Source organism: Cupriavidus gilardii (assembly GCF_008801915.1).
Lineage (GTDB): Bacteria > Pseudomonadota > Gammaproteobacteria > Burkholderiales > Burkholderiaceae > Cupriavidus > Cupriavidus gilardii.
Window position 1 is genome coordinate 88,534 of sequence record NZ_VZOV01000013.1, and the last position, 16,694, is coordinate 105,227.

Below are 16,694 nucleotides of genomic sequence, written 5' to 3' on the forward strand. Positions count from 1 at the left end.
CGAACCCTCCGCGCCCGGGCCGGCGTCAATCGCGCAACAGCTGCTTGGCGATGATCATCTGCTGGATCTGCGTGGTGCCTTCGTACAGGCGCAGCAGACGGACGTCGCGATAGAAGCGTTCGGCCTTGTACTCGGCGATATAGCCGGCGCCGCCGTGGATCTGCACCGCGCGATCGGCCACGCGGCCGACCATCTCGGTACAGAACATCTTGACGCACGAGGCCAGCATGCTGACTTCGGGATCGCTCTTGCCAGGCTCCTTGGCGTCGTAACGCTGCGCGCAATCGCGCACCATCGACAGGCCGGCGTACAGCTCGGCCTGGCTGTCGGCCAGCATGCCCTGGATCAGCTGGAACTCGCCGATCGGGCGGCCGAACTGCTTGCGGTCCTTGGCATAGGCAACGGCGTCGGTCAGCAGGCGGTGCGCCATGCCGCAGGCCAGCGCCGAGATATGCAGGCGGCCGCGGTCGAGCACCTTCATCGCGGTCTTGAAGCCCACGCCCGGCACGCCGCCGATGATGTTGGCCGCCGGCACACGCACGTTCTCCAGCACCACGTCGCAGGTCTTGGTGCCGCGCTGGCCCATCTTCTTGTCGGGCTTGCCCAGCGAGATCCCCGGCGTGTCGGCCGGCACGATGAAGGCCGAGATACCGGATGCCCCCGGGCCGCCGGTGCGCGCCATCAGCGTGAAGGCGCCGGCGCGCGGCGCATTGGTGATGAAGCGCTTGGTGCCGTTGATCACATAGTGATCGCCGTCCAGCTCGGCCTTGGTTTGCAGCGAAGCTGCGTCGGAACCCGCGTTCGGCTCGGTCAGCGCGAACGAGATGACCAGCTCGCCGCTGGCAATGCGCGGCAGATAGTTCTGTTTCTGCTCCTCGGTGCCGTCCATCAGGATGCCTTGCGAGCCGATGCCGACGTTGGTGCCGAACACCGAGCGGAAGGCGAGCGCGGTATGGCCAAGGTCATAGACCACATCGCATTCCTGCGACATCGACAGCCCGATGCCGCCGTAGTTTTCCGGGATCGAGATGCCGAACAGGCCCATCTCCTTCATGTCGGCCACGATGTCGGCCGGCACGTCGTCCGTTTCCTCGAGGATGTCCTCGGCGGGCTTCAGGCGCTCTTCGATGAAGCGCTGCACCGAGGCGCGCAGCAGGGAAAACGATTCGGTGTCCAGGGTCATGGCGGTCTCCGTGGGAAGGCGGGGAGGAAGGGTGGCAGCCCCGGCCGGCAGTGGCCGAGCAGGCGGCCGTGCCGACAATGCGGGCGAATGCCCGTCATGGTACGCCGCCCCCGGATTTTGACAATCCACGCCAGCTTGGACAGAATGGACAGCCATATTTGACAATCCCCGCCCGGTGCCGCGATCCGGCGCGCCTTCCCGGCCCTTCCCCCCTGTGCCGCCATGATGGATCTGAACGCCCTGCGCCTGTTCGTCGATATCGTCGACGCCGGCAACCTGTCCGCCGCCGCGCGCAAGCTGAAGATGACGCGCGCCAACGTCAGCTACCGGCTCAAGGCGCTCGAGGAAGAACTCGGTGTGCAACTGCTGCGCCGGACCACGCGCCATGTCGAGCCGACCCCGGTGGGCGCCGGCCTCTACGAGCACGGCCGCAACATCCTGGCCGAGGTGGCGGCGGCCGATGCGCTGATCACCAATATGGGCAAGACGCTGCAGGGCCATGTGCGGCTGTCGGTGCCGACGGGCCTGGGGCATGCGCTGCTGTCGCCGCTGCTGGTGCAGTTCAAGCACCGCTACCCGGACATCACGCTCGATGTGGTGTTCGACAACCGCATCCACAACCTGGTCTCGGAGGACGTCGAGGTCGCGCTGCGGATCATCTCGACGCCGCCCGATTCGGTGGTGGCCACCGAAATCGGCGAGGTCGACTGGGTGGTCTGCGCCTCGCCGGCGTATCTGGCCGCGCAGCCGGCCCCGCAAGCACTCGCCGACCTGCAGCGCCATGCGATCGTCTGCGCGTCGCCGGTCGGGCAGAAGCTGAAGGCCTTCGGCACGCGCGCCGGCGAGGACCAGCGCGAGCAGGTCGCGCTGGAACCGACGCTCAGTTCCGAGAATTTCGCCTTCCTGAAGGAGGCCGTGCTGGGCGATGTCGGCATCGGCATCTTTCCGCTGTATGCGATCGGCCGCGAGCTGGCCGCGGGCCTGCTGACGCCGGTGTTGCGCGACTACCGCATCAGCGTGTTCGGCAGCCGGCTCTATATGCTGACGCTGCCGAACCGCTACCAGACCATGGCGACGCGCTGCCTGCTGACGTTCCTGAAGGGCGAACTGCAGGCGATCTGGCCCCGGCTGGCCGCGATGCCGCAGTAACGCAGCAGCGCAGCGATGCAATGACCCGGTCGCCGGCAGGCCGCCGACGGAGGCGCCAACCCCACCGGCGGCCCCACCTCCTCTAATCCGGCCCGCCCGTCGACGCGCGCTCGATCACGCGAAACCCCACGTCGACGACGCGCGGCTCCACCGGCAGCCCCTTGCACTTGTCCAGGATCAGCCGCGCCGCGGTCGCGCCGATGTGCGCGGCGTCGACCTGGACCGTGGTCAGCGACGGCGCCATGTGCGCGGACGCCTCGGCATCGCCAAAGCCGCAGACCGCCAGATCCTCGGGCACGCGCAAACCCCGCGCCTGCGCTTCGACCAGCACGCCCTGCGCCAGCTGGTCCGAACTGCAGCAGATCGCCTGCAGGCGCGGTTCCTTGTCCAGCAGCTCGGCCAGCGCGCGCCGCCCCAACGGCAGATTGCTCGGTGCCGGCACGACCGCGGTCGGCACCGGCCGGCCGAACGTCGACACGAATGCCTCCGAGCGGATCCGCGCGCGGCGATCGTCGCCGGTGGCGATGCCCACGCGCTGCCAGCCCTTGGCGAGGAAATAGCCGGCCACCGCGCTGCCGACCTTGACGTGCGAAAAACCGACCGCCATGTCCACCGGCCGGTCGCTGAGCTCCCAGGTCTCGACGACCGGAATGCCGGACTGCCGCAGCCGCTCGCGCGCCGCCTCGGACTGGATCAGCCCGGTGACGACGATACCGTCCGGGCGCCGGCCGATCATCGCGTTGAGCAGGGCCTCCTCGCGCGAATCGTCGTAACTGCTCTGGCCGAGAATCAGGTGGTAGCCGGCCGCCTCCAGCGTCTCGCTCAACGCCTTGATGGTCGGCAGGAACTGCGTCACGGCGATATCGGGCACGACGGCCGCCACCATCAGGCTGCGCCGCGACTTCAGTCCGCCGGCGATCAGGTTCGGGATATAGCCGACCGCCTCGGCCGCCTGCTGCACGCGTTCGATGGTCCTGGCCGACACCATGCCGGGATTGCTGAGCGCGCGGGAGGCGGTGATCAGCGACACGCCGGCCTCGCGGGCAACGTCATGCAGGGTGACGGACTTGTTCTGCGCTTTGGTGGTGGCCACGTTTTGGGGTTCTGCTCGGGTTCTGCTACCGGACAAGGGATCACGGCGGGCAATTCGGCACCGCGGGCACAGGACCGGCTCAGGGAAACCCAGCGGCGCCCCTGTGCCGAATCGCGTTGACAGCGACGATATGACAACGTTAGCATTTCGCCGAAACGCGCCCGTTCGTGCCGCGCCGTGCCGAAAAATGCTCGACGCATGGCTTGCGACATTGTAACGGGCTTGCTTTGGCGCCGAAATGACAACGTTGTCATACCAGCACAACCGCGCATGCGCGGGGGCCGCCCCAGCCGCATCGAAGCCATTCCAACGGAGACCGCGCAATGCCCCTCGCCGCCGACCGCATCGCCTGGATCCGCCTGTCCAGTTGCTATCTGCCGCTGGCCACCCCGATCAGCGACGCCAAGGTGCTGACCGGCCGCCAGAAGCCGATGACCGAGGTCGCGATCCTGTTCGCCGAGATCGCCACGGCGGATGGGCGCGAAGGCCTGGGCTTCAGCTATTCGAAGCGCGCCGGCGGTCCCGGCCAGTACGCCCACGCCTGCGAACTCGCGCCGACGCTGCTGGGCGAAGATCCCAGCGATATCGCGCGGCTGTGGGACAGGCTGTGCTGGGCCGGCGCCTCGGTCGGGCGCAGCGGCATGGCAACGCAGGCGATCGGCGCTTTCGACGTGGCGCTGTGGGACCTGAAGGCGCGCCGCGCAGGCCTGTCGCTGGCCAAGCTGCTCGGCGCGCATCGCGATGCGGTGCGCTGCTACAACACCTCGGGCGGCTTCCTGCATACGCCGCTCGATCAGCTGTTGATCAACGCCGCGGCCTCCGTCGAGCGCGGCATCGGCGGCATCAAGCTCAAGGTCGGCCAGCCAGACGGCGCGCGCGACCTCCAGCGGGTCGGCGCCGTGCGCAAGCACCTGGGCGACGCGGTGCCGCTGATGGTCGACGCCAATCAGCAGTGGGACCGTCCGACCGCGCAGCGCATGTGCCGGATGCTGGAGCCCTTCAATCTGGTCTGGATCGAGGAACCGCTGGACGCCTACGACCACGAGGGCCATGCCGCGCTCGCCGCGCGGTTCGATACCCCGATCGCCACCGGCGAGATGCTGACCAGCGCCGCCGAACACTGGGACCTGATCCGCCACCGCGCCGCCGACTACCTGATGCCCGACGCCCCGCGCGTGGGCGGCATCACGCCCTTCCTGAAGGTCGCCGCGCTGGCCGAGCACGCCGGGCTGATGCTGGCTCCGCATTTCGCGATGGAGCTGCATGTCCATCTGGCGGCGGCGTATCCGCGCGAGCCCTGGGTCGAGCATTTCGACTGGCTCGAGCCGCTGTTCAACGAGCGGCTGGAGATCCGCGATGGCCGCATCGTCGTGCCGACGCGGCCCGGCCTGGGCGTCTCGATCAGCGAGCAGGCGCGTGCATGGACGCGCGCGCAGGCCGAATTCGGCGAGCGTCCGTAAGGGCCGCCCGCCAATGAAGAACAGGCCGGCGCCAAAGACCGGCCGATCCACGCCAAGCGAGAGACCCATCCTCAAGGAGACACCGATGAAACGCCTGATCGCCACGCTGGCCTTCGGCCTCGCCACCACGCTGTCCGCCCACGCCGCCTGGCCCGACAAGCCGGTCACGATGGTGGTGCCCTTCCCCGCCGGCGGCTCCACCGACGTGATCGCCCGCATCGTCGGCGCCAAGCTGCAGGAGCAGACCGGCGTCAGCTTCCTGGTCGAGAACAAGCCCGGCGCGGCGGGCGCGATCGGCGCCAGCTTCGTCAAGCGCGCGGCGCCGGACGGCTACACGCTGCTCGTGTCGTCGCTCGGACCGCTGGTCATCGCCCCGCATCTGATCAAGAGCACGCCGTACGATCCGGCCCGCGATTTCGACTACATCTCGGTGGCGGTGCAGGCGCCGAACATCCTGGCGGTGCCGGCCAACTCGCGCTTCCAGACGCTGCAGGAAGTCGTCGCGTACCTCAAGACCAATCCCGGCAAGCTGACCTTCGCCTCGGCCGGCAACGGCACCAGCGACCATCTGACCGCCGAGCTGTTCTGGCAGCAGACCGGCACCAGCGGCACGCATGTCCCCTACAAGGGCGGCGCGCCCGCGATGAACGACCTGATCGGCGGCCAGGTCGATGCGACCTTCATGAACATCAATACCGCGATGCCGCAGGTCAGGGCCGGCAAGATCCGCGCACTGGCAATCACCAGCACGCAGCGCTCGCCGGTGCTGCCGTCGGTGCCGACCATGGAAGAAGCGGGCATCAAGAACCTGGTCGTCTATTCGTGGCAGGCCGTGGCGGCGCCCAGGGGATTGCCCGCCGATATCCGCGAGCGGCTGCACAAGGGCATCGTCGCCGCGCTGAACGACCCTGCCGTCAAGAACAAGCTGCTCGAGGTCGGCTTCGAGATCGTCGGCAACACGCCCGAACAATTCACCCGCTTCCAGGCCGCCGAGTCGGCCCGCTGGAAGCACGTCATCGAAACCGGAAAGATCGCCGCCGACTGACGGCGGCACAGGAGACCCACTCATGATGCAAACGGCGAGCCGAAGCCCCGGCCAACCGCTCTATATCCGCATGCACGAGGCCGACAACGTCGCGATCGTCGCCAACGATGGCGGCCTGCCGGCCGGCACTACCTTCCGCTGCGGACTGCAACTGGTCGAGGCGGTGCCGCAGGGCCACAAGGTCGCGCTGGTCGATCTCGACGAGGGCGCGCCGGTGCTGCGCTACAACGTCGTCATCGGCTACACGGTCAAGCCGCTGCCGCGCGGCAGCTGGGTCAACGAGCGCGTGCTCAGGATGCCGTCGGCACCGGCGCTGGACGCGCTGCCGATCGCCACGCGCGTACCGCCCGCGCTGCCGCCGCTGGACGGCTACACGTTCCAGGGCTATCGCAATGCCGACGGCTCGGTCGGCACGCGCAACATCCTCGCGATCACGACCACGGTGCAGTGCGTGGCCGGCGTGGTCGACTTCGCGGTGCGCCGGATCAAGGCCGAGCTGCTGCCGCGCTATCCGAACGTCGACGACGTGGTGGCGCTGGAACACAGCTATGGCTGCGGCGTGGCCATCGACGCGCCGGACGCGGTGATCCCGATCCGCACGATCCGCAACCTGGCGCTCAATCCGAACTTCGGCGGCGAGGTGATGATCGTCAGCCTCGGCTGCGAAAAGCTGCAGCCGACGCGGCTGATCGAGGCCGGCGCGATTCCGCTGCAGGTCGAAGGCGGCGCGCCGGACGTGGTGTGCCTGCAGGATGAGCGCCATGTCGGCTTCGGCTCGATGATCGATTCGATCCTGGAGACGGCCGAGCGCCATCTGCAACGGCTGAACGCACGCCGACGCGAGACCTGCCCGGCCTCCGACCTGGTGGTCGGCGTGCAGTGCGGCGGCAGCGATGCGTTCTCCGGCGTCACGGCCAATCCCGCGGTCGGCTTCGCCACCGATTTGCTGGTGCGCGCTGGCGCCACCGTGATGTTCTCCGAGGTCACCGAGGTGCGCGACGGCATCGACCAGCTGACCGCGCGCGCCGCCACGCCCGAGGTCGCGCAGGCGATGATCGAGCAGATGGCCTGGTACGACCATTACCTCAGCAAGGGCCGCGTCGACCGCAGCGCCAATACCACGCCCGGCAACAAGAAGGGCGGCCTGTCGAACATCGTCGAAAAGGCGATGGGCTCGATCGTCAAGTCGGGCACCGGACCGATCCATGGCGTGGTGGCGCCCGGCGAAAAGGCCAGACAGAAGGGCCTGCTCTATGCGGCGACGCCGGCCAGCGATTTCATCTGCGGCACGCTGCAGCTGGCCGCCGGCATCAACCTGCATGTGTTCACCACCGGACGCGGCACGCCGTACGGACTGGCCGAAGTCCCGGTGATCAAGGTCGCCACGCGCAGCGACCTGGCGCGCCGCTGGCACGACCTGATGGACATCGACGCCGGCCGCATCGCCACCGGCGAGGCCACCATCGAAGAGGTCGGCTGGCAGCTGTTCCACGCGATGCTGGACATCGCCAGCGGCCGCCAGTCGTATGCCGAGCAGTGGAAGCTGCAGAACGCGCTGGTGCTGTTCAATCCGGCGCCGGTGACCTGAGCGCGGCGGCCTCGTCGGCGCCCAGCTCGCCGCTGTCCTCCTTGAGCCGCACGCCGCTGCAGCCGAGCGCGACCGCGCCGCGCAGCAGCCACGCCAGGCGGTCGGCCGCCTGCCGGTACGACAGCCCTTCGGGACGCACGTTGGAGATGCAGTTGCGCTGCGCGTCGGTGCGGCCGGGGTGCGGGTCGTAGGTCAGATAGATGCCGAGGCTGTCCGGCGAGCTGAGCCCGGGGCGCTCGCCGATCAGCATCACCACCTGGCGCGCGCGCAGCAGTTCGCCGATCTCGTCGCCGAGGGCCACGCGCGACTGCTCGGCGATTGCGACCGGGCCGATCCGCCAGTCGGGCAGCCGCTCGCGCACCGCGCGCAGCACCGGTACCGCATGGCGCTGCGCCGCCTGCGCCGACAGCCCGTCGGCGATCACGAAGGCCACGTCGCATGGCTCGCCCGCCGCCTGGCGCAGCCGCTCGCGGCTGTCATCGTCCAGCCGGCGGCCAAGATCCGGGCGGCGCAGATACTGCGCGCGATCCGCCGCCGCGCTATGGACCCGCAGGCTGGCAAACCCCGCCTCGTCCAGCGCCGCCTTGACGGCCTCGCACGACAGCGGCTGGTGCACCGCGTCGCGCGCCTGCGCATGAGCCAGGCCGAACGCGAGCACCGCGTCGGTCGGCTGGCTATGCCCGGCGCGGCCGAGCGCGATGCGCGCCGAGGTGAACTGGCGCAGCCGTTGCCAGGGATGGGGCGGGGCCAGGGTAGAAGGCATCGGTCGCTCCTGAATGAGCTCGAACGAGCTTGAATGGGCCTGAATCGCTTACAGGTCATGCGCCAGTTGCAGCAGCGGCTGGCGCTCGGCCGGCTCGACCAGCCTGCCGTCGCCGCCGAGGATGCCGGTGCGCTGGAGCCACGCCTCGAACTCCGGCGCCGGCGCCAGGCCCAGCGTCTCGCGCAGGTACAACGCATCGTGGAAGGCCGTGCTCTGGTAGTTCAGCATGATGTCGTCCGCGCCAGGCACGCCCATGATGAAGTTGACGCCGGCCACGCCGAACAGCGTCAGCAGCGTGTCCATATCGTCCTGATCGGCCTCGGCGTGGTTGGTGTAGCAGATATCGCAGCCCATCGGCACGCCGAGCAGCTTGCCGCAGAAATGGTCCTCCAGCCCGGCGCGCACGATTTGCTTGCCGTCGTACAGGTACTCCGGCCCGATGAAGCCGACCACGGTATTGACCAGCAGCGGCGAGAACGCGCGCGCCACCGCGTAGGCCCGCGCCTCCATCGTCTGCTGGTCGACGCCGTGGTGGGCATTGGCCGACAGCGCGCTGCCCTGCCCGGTCTCGAAGTACATCAGGTTGTCGCCGACCGTGCCGCGGCCCAGCGACAGCGCGGCGGCGCGGGCCTCGGCCAGCAGCGCCAGATCGATACCGAAGCTGGCATTGGCCTGTTGGCTGCCGGCGATCGACTGGAACACCAGGTCGACCGGCGCGCCCTGCTCGATGGCGCGCAGCGTGTTGGTGACATGGGTCAGCACGCACGACTGCGTCGGCACGCCGTGCCGCTCGCGCAGCTCGTCGATCAGCCGCAGCAGGGCGACGATCGACGCCAGGTTGTCGCCTGCCGGATTGATGCCGATGGTGGCGTCGCCGCAGCCGTAGAACAGCCCGTCGATGATCGAGGCGGCGATTCCCTTGGGGTCGTCGGTCGGATGGTTTGGCTGCAAGCGCACCGACAGCCGGCCCGGCAGTCCGATCGTGTCGCGAAAGCGCGTCACCACGCGGCACTTGCGCGCCACCGCGATCAGGTCCTGGTTGCGCATCAGCTTGCTGACCGCGGCCGCCATCTCGGGCGTGATGCCCGGCGCCACGCGGGCCAGCACCGTGCCGTCGGTCTCGTGCAGCAGCAGCCAGTTGCGGAATTCGCCGACCGTCAGCGCGGCGATCTCCGCGAAGGCGCCGGCGTCGTGGCGGTCGACGATCAGGCGCGTGACCTCGTCGCTTTCGTACGGGATCAGCGCCTCGTTCAGGAAGCGCGACAGCGGCAGGTCGGCCAGCGCCATGCGCGCCGCAATCCGCTCTTCTTCGCTGCCGGCCGCGAGGCCGGCCAGCTGGTCGCCCGAGCGGGCCGGGCTGGCCTTGGCCAGCAGCGTCTTCAGGTCCGCGAACGCGTAGCGCCGCGCGCCGATCGTTTCAGTGAACGCCATCTGTTTCCCCCGGCAAGGAGCGGTGGCCCGGACATGACGCGGCTTGGCGCGACGGCGGGGCCCCTGGTCCGCAATATAGCGCGCAAACGTCATGGAAGCCCGATGGCGACCCTCTGGCGAAGGGCCTAGGCGGCGAAGCGTACCCGTTTCTGCGTGCCAATCTCGCGGACTCACCGGCCGCCAAAACCGGTCCGATTTCCGTTGCGGGAACGGCGGCTGCGGCGTCGGCGAGCGGACAGTCGTGCCACGCCGGCGCCGGGAGCGTACCCGTTTCTGCGTGCGCCTGCCGGGAAGAAACCCGGACTCCGGCGCTCCGAAGAAGGCGCGTCGCTCGACGACGGCCGGCTACTCCGCCCGACTGCGCACGTAGTCGATATGCGCCTGCATCGCCGTGCGTGCCTCTTCCGGACGCCGCGCCAGGATCGCCGCGCACAGCGTGCGATGCTGCAGCAGCAGCTGGTCGGAGGCCTCGGCATCCTGCTCGCGCAGGCCGGTACCGTTGGTCGTGATGTGCTCGCGCAGCATGCCGATCACACTGGTATGCAGGTGCAGGAACATCGTGTTGTGCGAGGCCAGCGCGATCGCCTCGTGCAGCTGGGCATCGGCGTCGGCCTCCGCCCGCTTGTCGTCGTGCTCGCGGGCGCGCTCCAACTGGTCCAACAGCGCGCGGATCCGCCGCAGGTCTTGCGTGTCGGCGCGCAGCGCGGCGAAATAGGCGGTGGCGCCTTCCAGCACGCGGCGAAACTCCAGGATGTCCTCGCGCAAGGCCGGATGATCGGCAACCAGCTGGCGCCACGGTGACGCAATGCCGCTGCGCAGCTGCTCGGTGACGAACACGCCGGCGCCGCGCCGGCTCTGCAGCAGGCCGCGCGCGGCGAGCCGCTGGGTCGCCTCGCGCACCGTGTTGCGTGCGACACCGTAGGTCTCGGCCAATACGCGCTCGGCCGGCAGCCGCGTGCCGGCCGGCCAGGTGCCGTCCAGCAGCGCGGTCTCGACCTTGCGCATCACCTCTTCCACCCGGCCGCGCTCGCGCATGCCTGCCGCCATCGTCTTCTCCCTTTGCATCGCCCCGTCACGTGCTGGCCCGCCGCCGGCTCGCCACCTCGCTCGCCGTCTGGTTCGCCAACCGGTTCGCCAACTGGTCCAACCAATTTGAACCTGGTCGCCGCAGCGGGAATTATGCCGCCGAAGCGGACGCGCCTTGCGGCGCCCGATCGGCCCCGGTCGCACCCATTGCGCCCCATCGCGCCCGCCATCAGACGCATGACGACGTCCCCGACACCACGCATCGAGCCCGCCATCGCAGGCGGGCCATCTCCGGAGCGAGACATGATTCCGAGGCAATACCCCGAGGCCCCCGCGCAGGTGTACCTGTTCGCGACCTGCCTGGTCGACCTGTTCGTGCCGCAAGCCGGCCTGGATGCGGTCCGCCTGCTGGAGCGCGAAGGGTTGACCGTGCATTTCCCGCGCGGCCAGAGCTGCTGCGGGCAGCCGGCCTACAGCAGCGGCAACCCCGAGCAGGCCCGCGCCGTCGCGCGCGCCCAGCTCGATCTGTTCGCGCAACCGTGGCCGATCGTCGTGCCCTCGGGTTCCTGCGCCGGCATGATGCGCCATCACTGGCCCAGGCTGTTCGAGGACGATGCCGTGGCCGGGCCGAAGGCGCGCGCGCTGGCCGAGCGCGTGTTCGAGCTGAGCGAGTTCCTGCTGCGCGTGCTGAAGGTCCGCTATCCGGATGCCGCGCAGGCGGTGACGTCGACGTCGGGATCTGTCAGGCCGGAGACCGTGGTGCTGCATACCTCCTGCGCGGCCCGCCGCGAAATGGGCACGCGCGTGCACGGCGTCGAACTGATCGACGCACTGCCCGGTGTCACACGGCTGGAACACGAGCGCGAATCCGAGTGCTGCGGTTTCGGCGGCACCTTCTCGCTGAAGCATCCGGACATTTCGGGGGCGATGGTGCAGGACAAGGTCGCTTCCGCCTGTGCCACTGGCTGCGACACGCTGGTATCGGCCGATTGCGGCTGCCTGCTCAATATCGGCCATGCCGCGCGCCGGCAGGCGCTGGGGCTCAAGGTCGAGCATATGGCCACGTTCCTGTGGCGCCGTCTTGGCGGCCGGGACAACGGCAGCGACAACCGAGGCGATCGCAGCGGCCGCCAAGACGCTGCGACGATCGGCACGGAGACACAGCGATGATCGCCGACGACGCCCGCACCCGCATTCTCGAACGGCTGCGCGCCGCCGCGCCGAACGCCGCCGACGGCCTCGACGCGGCGCCAACGCTGAGCCGGCGCATCGACGCGCATTTCGACGGCCGGCGCGCGATGTACGCGCCCGCGGACGGTGCCACGCTTGCGGACGCGATGCAGGCCGCCCTGCAGGCGGCGCACGCCGAAGTCTGGCGAACCGACGAGGCCGGCTGGCCCGCGCTGCTGGCAGAGCGCCTCGCCGCCGACGGCGTGCGCCGCCTGCTGTTCGATACGGAGGGCTCCGAAGGCGCTGTGCTGTCGCGCACCCTGCCTTCCACCGTGGAAGCCATCGCTTACCGGCGTCCCATCGAAGACTGGAAACGCGAGCTGTTCGACACGATCGACGCCGGCTTCACGGTGGCGCGCTCGGGCATCGCCGCCACCGGCACGCTGGTGCTGGTGCCGGACGCGCGCGCGCCGCGCACGGTCTCGCTGGTCCCGCCGCTGCACGTGGCGCTGGTCTACACCGACACGCTGCATGCCGACCTGCACTCGGCGATGCGCGCCGCGCGTTGGCAGGAAGGCATGCCGACCAATCTGGTGCTGGTCTCCGGCCCGTCGAAGACCTCGGACATCCAGCAGACGCTGGCCTATGGCGCGCATGGTCCGCGCCGGCTGTGGGTGCTGATCGTCGAGCGCGGCGGCAGCACCGCATCGCCGGCAATACAAGCGTCGGCACCGACATCGGGAGAACCGCTATGAGCGCGGCCCCGATGCATTTCGTGCCCTCCGCCGACTTCAAGGCGCGGGCGCGCGCGGCGCTGGACGATCCCAAGCTGCGCAGCAGCTTCCGCGGCGCGATGGACTTCCTGCAGAACAAGCGCGCGATCCAGTTTCCGGACGGCGACGAGCTGCAGGCCTTGCGCGACCTCGGCGAGGCGGTGCGCCAGCATGCGCTGGCGCATCTGCCGCAGCTGCTGGAGCAACTGGAGGCGAAACTGACCGAGGCCGGCGTGCAGGTCCATTGGGCGCAGACGCCAGACGAGGCCAACGCGATCATCGCGGGCATTGCCGAGCGTCACGGCGCGCGCAGCGTGATCAAGGGCAAGTCGATGGCCAGCGAGGAGATCGCGCTGAACCATTACCTGGCCGAGCGCGGCATCCGCAGCCTCGAATCGGACATGGGCGAGTACATCGTCCAGCTGGCCGGCGAGGGGCCCTCGCATATCGTGATGCCGGCGATCCACAAGACTCGTGGCGATATCGCCGCGCTGTTCGAGCAGCATATCCCCGACACGCCTTACACCGAGGACGTCGACACGCTGATCCAGACCGGCCGGCGCGCGCTGCGGCACGCCTTCGTCGAGGCCGATATCGGCCTGTCCGGCGTCAACTTCGCCGCCGCCGACACCGGCACGCTGTGGCTGGTCGAGAACGAGGGCAACGGCCGGCTGTCGACCACCGTGCCGCCGGTGCATATCGCGATCATGGGCATCGAGAAGGTGGTCGCGAGCCTGGACCATATCGTGCCCCTCGCCACGCTGCTGACGCGCTCGGCCACGGGCCAGGCGATCACCACCTATTTCAACCTGATCACCGGTCCACGCCGGGTGGGCGAGCTCGACGGTCCGCGCGAGATGCACGTGGTGCTGCTCGACAACGGCCGGACGCAGGCCTATGCCGACGCGCAACTGCGCGCGACGCTGCAGTGCATCCGCTGCGGCGCGTGCATGAACCACTGCCCGGTCTATACCCGTATCGGCGGACACGCCTATGGCACCACCTATCCGGGTCCGATCGGCAAGATCATCTCGCCGCATCTGCTGGGACTCGACGCCACCGCCGATCTGCCCACTGCGTCGAGCCTGTGCGGCGCCTGCGGCGAGGTCTGCCCGGTCCGGATCCCGATTCCGCAGCTGCTGATCCGGCTGCGCACCGAGGCCAACCGCAATCCCGACGAGGCGGTACAGCATCCCCTGCGCGGCCAGGGCGCGCGCTACAGCCGCGGCGAACAGCTGATCTGGCGTTTCTGGCGCGGCGCGTTCGCGCATCCGCGCCTGTACCGGCTGTTCCGCTGGGCCGCGACGCGGCTGCGCGCGTTCACGCCATCGCGGCAGATGGGGTGGACCGACCATCGAGAGCCCTTGCGGCCGGCGGCCCGCAGCCTCGCCGACCTGCTGCGCGAGCGCGGACAACCGGAATAGCAAACGCCCTGCCCACCAACGTCTGTCGTCCCCGCGCAGGCGGGGATCCAGCGGCTCCCGAAGACGCTGGATTCGCGCGCTCGCGGGAACGACGCGGTGGTGACCGGAACGTGCTCGGCCCCTTCGCCAAATCCATTTCCCTTTCTAGACTCGCATCCCTCGGAGGAGACCGATATGCAAACCTGGCAACAGGTCTATATGCCGCTGGGCAGCCTGTGGCTGTCCTCGCTGGCCGCCGCCATTCCCATCCTGTTCTTCTTCGTCGCGCTGGCGCTGCTGCGCATGAAGGGCCATGTGGCCGCCGCGATCACGCTGGCGCTCGCGCTGGCCGTGGCCATCGCCGGGTACGGCATGCCGGTGCCGCAGGCGCTCGCCTCGGCCGGCTACGGCTTTCTGTACGGCCTGTGGCCGATCGCCTGGATCATCGTCACCGCGGTGTTCCTGTACAAGATCGTCGTCAAGACAGGCCAGTTCGACGTGATTCGCGCCTCGGTGCTGGCGATCACCGACGACCAGCGCCTGCAGGTGCTGCTGATCGGCTTTGCCTTCGGCGCCTTCCTCGAGGGCGCGGCCGGTTTTGGCGCGCCGGTGGCGATCACCGCGGCGCTGCTGGTGGGCCTGGGCTTCAATCCGCTCTATGCCGCGGGGCTGTGCCTGATCGCCAATACCGCACCGGTGGCCTTCGGCGCGATGGGCATTCCCATCATCGTGGCCGGACAGGTGACCGGCATCGACCCGTTTCATATCGGGGCGATGGCCGGCCGGCAATTGCCGCTGCTGTCGCTGGCCGTGCCGTTCTGGCTGGTGTTCATGATGGACGGCGTCAAGGGCGTACGCGAGACCTGGCCCGCCGCGCTGGTCACCGGCGGCAGCTTCGCCGTGACCCAGTACTTCACCGCCAACCATATCGGGCCGGAACTGCCCGACATCACCTCGGCGCTGGTCAGCCTCGTTTCGCTGTCGGCGTTCCTGAAGGTATGGCAACCGCGCAGCGCCGCACGCGCGGCCGGTGCATCGCTGCGTGCCGGCCACGGCGGCGCCGCGGCGCTGGGCGGCTTCGGCGATATGGGCGGTTTCCCGACGATCGGCGCCAAGGATCCGCGCAACCAGCGCAAGGCGTCGCCGTACACGCTCGCGCAAACCATCCGCGCCTGGGCGCCGTTCGGCATCCTGACGGCGATCGTCACGGTCTGGAGCCTGCAACTGTTCAAGGCGCTGTTCGCGCCGGGCGGCGCGCTGGCGGACACGGTGCTGAAGTTTTCGGTGCCCTGGCTCGACAAGCTGGTCATCAAGACCGCGCCGATCGTCGCCGAGCCCAAGGCCTATGACGCCGTGCTGAAGATCGACCTGCTGTCCGCGGTCGGCACCGCAATCCTATTGACCGCGCTGATCTCGGCCGTGCTGCTGCGCATGTCGCCGCGCACGCTGCTGGCGACCTTCGGCGAGACGCTGCTCGAGCTGCGCCGGCCCATCCTGTCGATCGGGCTGGTACTGGCATTCGCCTTCGTCGCCAACTACTCGGGCATGTCGTCGACGCTCGCGCTGCTGCTGGCCGGCACCGGCGCGGCCTTCCCCTTCTTCTCGCCGTTCCTCGGCTGGCTCGGCGTCTTCCTGACCGGCTCCGATACCTCGTCGAACGCGCTGTTCTGCTCGCTGCAGAGCACGACCGCGCATCAGATCGGCGTCTCGGACACGCTGCTGGTGGCCGCCAATACCACCGGCGGCGTGACCGGCAAGATGATCTCGCCGCAGTCGATCGCGGTGGCCTGTGCGGCAACCGGACTGGTCGGCCGCGAGTCGGAGCTGTTCCGCTTCACGGTCAAGCACAGCCTGCTGTTCGCGGTGATCGTCGGGATCATCACGATGGTGCAGGCGTATTGGCTGACGGGGATGATTCCGGGTTGATCGCCAGGCGAGCGCGGGGCGTCGCGCCAGCGAAGGGAATGTGTCGGGATCGTGTGCACGCTCTTCGATGGACGTCGGAAAAAAGCGAAAGCCGGGCAAATCCTGAGGTGGGATAGTGCGGCATCAGTCGAGTGGTGTGGCGGCAAGGACGTTGATCCTTGTCCCACGCCTCGCCGACCGATGCCGCCCTTCTTATCTCGATGGACGAAGACCATGATCACCACCCCGGACCCGAACGTTACCGATCACGATGCGATGCAAGCCGCCCCTCCTCGCCCCAAGCCCCATCGACGCCGCGACGACGCGCTGTCCCGACACGACGCGCTTCAACTGATCCGCAAGCAGGTGGGGGTAATCATTCCCCCGTGGGGCGTGTTCTCGTCCGTCGGCAGTGGGATCGCGATCGTCATCTCGGTGATGAGCTTCCAAAGCTCCAACATGCAAGACAAGGTCGACAAGAACACCGCACCGTTGCAGGCCCAGCTTATCGAAATGGACAAGCGGCTGACGGGCCGGCTCGATGCGGTCGACAAGAGGCTGGATCGCTTCGGCGCCAGACTTGACGCAGTGGAAGGCCGGCTTGGCGCCCTCGAGGTTCGAGTTGGCGCAATCGATATGCGCCTCCAACAAGTGGACGCCAAGCTTGACCGCCTGCTCAGCAAATAGGTGCCTCGGGCCATTCGC

General features: G+C 68.9%; 14 protein-coding genes. 9 read left to right on the forward strand and 5 right to left on the reverse strand.

Annotated elements, in window-relative coordinates:
- Positions 1–25 precede the first annotated feature (25 nt).
- Positions 26–1,183, reverse strand: coding sequence for an acyl-CoA dehydrogenase family protein (locus F7Q96_RS16405; protein WP_006577944.1), 1,158 nt, complete (start codon positions 1,181–1,183; stop codon positions 26–28).
- A gap of 225 nt (positions 1,184–1,408) precedes the next feature.
- On the opposite strand from F7Q96_RS16405, the gene F7Q96_RS16410 reads away from it, so the two are divergent.
- A complete protein-coding gene (locus F7Q96_RS16410; protein ID WP_053824525.1) occupies positions 1,409–2,332 on the forward strand; it encodes a LysR family transcriptional regulator in 924 nt (307 codons plus the stop codon).
- Between the two features lie 82 nt (positions 2,333–2,414).
- Here the strand turns inward: F7Q96_RS16410 and F7Q96_RS16415 are convergent, their stop codons facing one another.
- Positions 2,415–3,425, reverse strand: coding sequence for a LacI family DNA-binding transcriptional regulator (locus F7Q96_RS16415; protein WP_053823374.1), 1,011 nt, complete (start codon positions 3,423–3,425; stop codon positions 2,415–2,417).
- Between the two features lie 323 nt (positions 3,426–3,748).
- Here F7Q96_RS16415 and F7Q96_RS16420 point away from each other — a divergent pair, with 323 nt between their 5' ends.
- The 3 genes from F7Q96_RS16420 to garD all read left to right on the forward strand — a co-directional run bounded on the left by F7Q96_RS16420 (position 3,749) and on the right by garD (position 7,518).
- Complete coding sequence (locus tag F7Q96_RS16420; protein ID WP_053823373.1) at positions 3,749–4,885, forward strand: L-talarate/galactarate dehydratase; 1,137 nt, start codon at positions 3,749–3,751, stop codon at positions 4,883–4,885.
- Between the two features lie 85 nt (positions 4,886–4,970).
- Positions 4,971–5,930, forward strand: coding sequence for a Bug family tripartite tricarboxylate transporter substrate binding protein (locus F7Q96_RS16425; protein WP_053823372.1), 960 nt, complete (start codon positions 4,971–4,973; stop codon positions 5,928–5,930).
- A 25-nt stretch (positions 5,931–5,955) separates the two neighbouring features.
- Positions 5,956–7,518: a galactarate dehydratase gene (garD, locus tag F7Q96_RS16430; RefSeq protein ID WP_082371846.1), complete on the forward strand. Its 1,563-nt coding sequence runs from the start codon at positions 5,956–5,958 to the stop codon at positions 7,516–7,518.
- Here garD and eutC read toward each other — a convergent pair.
- From eutC to F7Q96_RS16445, 3 genes are all read right to left on the reverse strand, one after another.
- Positions 7,496–8,281, reverse strand: coding sequence for an ethanolamine ammonia-lyase subunit EutC (gene eutC / locus F7Q96_RS16435; RefSeq protein WP_053823370.1), 786 nt, complete (start codon positions 8,279–8,281; stop codon positions 7,496–7,498). The two genes, garD and eutC, sit on opposite strands and share 23 nt — an antisense overlap.
- Before the next feature lie 48 nt (positions 8,282–8,329).
- Positions 8,330–9,712 (reverse strand): ethanolamine ammonia-lyase subunit EutB, encoded by a 1,383-nt coding sequence (locus tag F7Q96_RS16440; protein ID WP_151022981.1) that lies wholly within the window; start codon positions 9,710–9,712, stop codon positions 8,330–8,332.
- A 345-nt stretch (positions 9,713–10,057) separates the two neighbouring features.
- Entirely contained in the window at positions 10,058–10,759 is a 702-nt protein-coding gene (locus tag F7Q96_RS16445) for a FadR/GntR family transcriptional regulator (protein WP_053823369.1), read from the reverse strand.
- 282 nt (positions 10,760–11,041) lie between these two features.
- On the opposite strand from F7Q96_RS16445, the gene F7Q96_RS16450 reads away from it, so the two are divergent.
- The 5 genes from F7Q96_RS16450 to F7Q96_RS16470 all read left to right on the forward strand — a co-directional run bounded on the left by F7Q96_RS16450 (position 11,042) and on the right by F7Q96_RS16470 (position 16,676).
- Complete coding sequence (locus F7Q96_RS16450) at positions 11,042–11,908, forward strand: (Fe-S)-binding protein (RefSeq protein WP_053823368.1); 867 nt, start codon at positions 11,042–11,044, stop codon at positions 11,906–11,908.
- The gene (locus tag F7Q96_RS16455) at positions 11,905–12,663 is read left to right on the forward strand and encodes a LutC/YkgG family protein (protein WP_053823367.1); all 759 of its coding nucleotides are present in this window, start codon (positions 11,905–11,907) and stop codon (positions 12,661–12,663) included. The genes F7Q96_RS16450 and F7Q96_RS16455 overlap by 4 nt, the downstream gene beginning before the upstream one ends.
- Positions 12,660–14,105, forward strand: coding sequence for a LutB/LldF family L-lactate oxidation iron-sulfur protein (locus F7Q96_RS16460; protein WP_053823366.1), 1,446 nt, complete (start codon positions 12,660–12,662; stop codon positions 14,103–14,105). The genes F7Q96_RS16455 and F7Q96_RS16460 overlap by 4 nt, the downstream gene beginning before the upstream one ends.
- A 174-nt stretch (positions 14,106–14,279) precedes the next feature.
- Complete coding sequence (locus F7Q96_RS16465) at positions 14,280–16,010, forward strand: lactate permease LctP family transporter (protein ID WP_053823365.1); 1,731 nt, start codon at positions 14,280–14,282, stop codon at positions 16,008–16,010.
- Between the two features lie 213 nt (positions 16,011–16,223).
- A complete protein-coding gene (locus tag F7Q96_RS16470; protein ID WP_053823364.1) occupies positions 16,224–16,676 on the forward strand; it encodes a hypothetical protein in 453 nt (150 codons plus the stop codon).
- The last annotated feature ends 18 nt before the right edge of the window (positions 16,677–16,694 follow it).

Excerpts from the sequence above, each read along its gene's own strand:
- F7Q96_RS16405 (WP_006577944.1), bottom strand. The coding sequence starts at position 1,183 with ATGACCCTGGACACCGAATCGTTTTCCCTGCTGCGCGCCTCGGTGCAG.
- F7Q96_RS16410 (WP_053824525.1), top strand. The coding sequence starts at position 1,409 with ATGGATCTGAACGCCCTGCGCCTGTTCGTCGATATCGTCGACGCCGGC.
- F7Q96_RS16420 (WP_053823373.1), top strand. The coding sequence starts at position 3,749 with ATGCCCCTCGCCGCCGACCGCATCGCCTGGATCCGCCTGTCCAGTTGC.
- F7Q96_RS16425 (WP_053823372.1), top strand. The coding sequence starts at position 4,971 with ATGAAACGCCTGATCGCCACGCTGGCCTTCGGCCTCGCCACCACGCTG.
- garD (WP_082371846.1), top strand. The coding sequence starts at position 5,956 with ATGCAAACGGCGAGCCGAAGCCCCGGCCAACCGCTCTATATCCGCATG.
- eutC (WP_053823370.1), bottom strand. The coding sequence starts at position 8,281 with ATGCCTTCTACCCTGGCCCCGCCCCATCCCTGGCAACGGCTGCGCCAG.
- F7Q96_RS16440 (WP_151022981.1), bottom strand. The coding sequence starts at position 9,712 with ATGGCGTTCACTGAAACGATCGGCGCGCGGCGCTACGCGTTCGCGGAC.
- F7Q96_RS16445 (WP_053823369.1), bottom strand. The coding sequence starts at position 10,759 with ATGGCGGCAGGCATGCGCGAGCGCGGCCGGGTGGAAGAGGTGATGCGC.
- F7Q96_RS16450 (WP_053823368.1), top strand. The coding sequence starts at position 11,042 with ATGATTCCGAGGCAATACCCCGAGGCCCCCGCGCAGGTGTACCTGTTC.
- F7Q96_RS16455 (WP_053823367.1), top strand. The coding sequence starts at position 11,905 with ATGATCGCCGACGACGCCCGCACCCGCATTCTCGAACGGCTGCGCGCC.
- F7Q96_RS16460 (WP_053823366.1), top strand. The coding sequence starts at position 12,660 with ATGAGCGCGGCCCCGATGCATTTCGTGCCCTCCGCCGACTTCAAGGCG.
- F7Q96_RS16465 (WP_053823365.1), top strand. The coding sequence starts at position 14,280 with ATGCAAACCTGGCAACAGGTCTATATGCCGCTGGGCAGCCTGTGGCTG.
- F7Q96_RS16470 (WP_053823364.1), top strand. The coding sequence starts at position 16,224 with ATGATCACCACCCCGGACCCGAACGTTACCGATCACGATGCGATGCAA.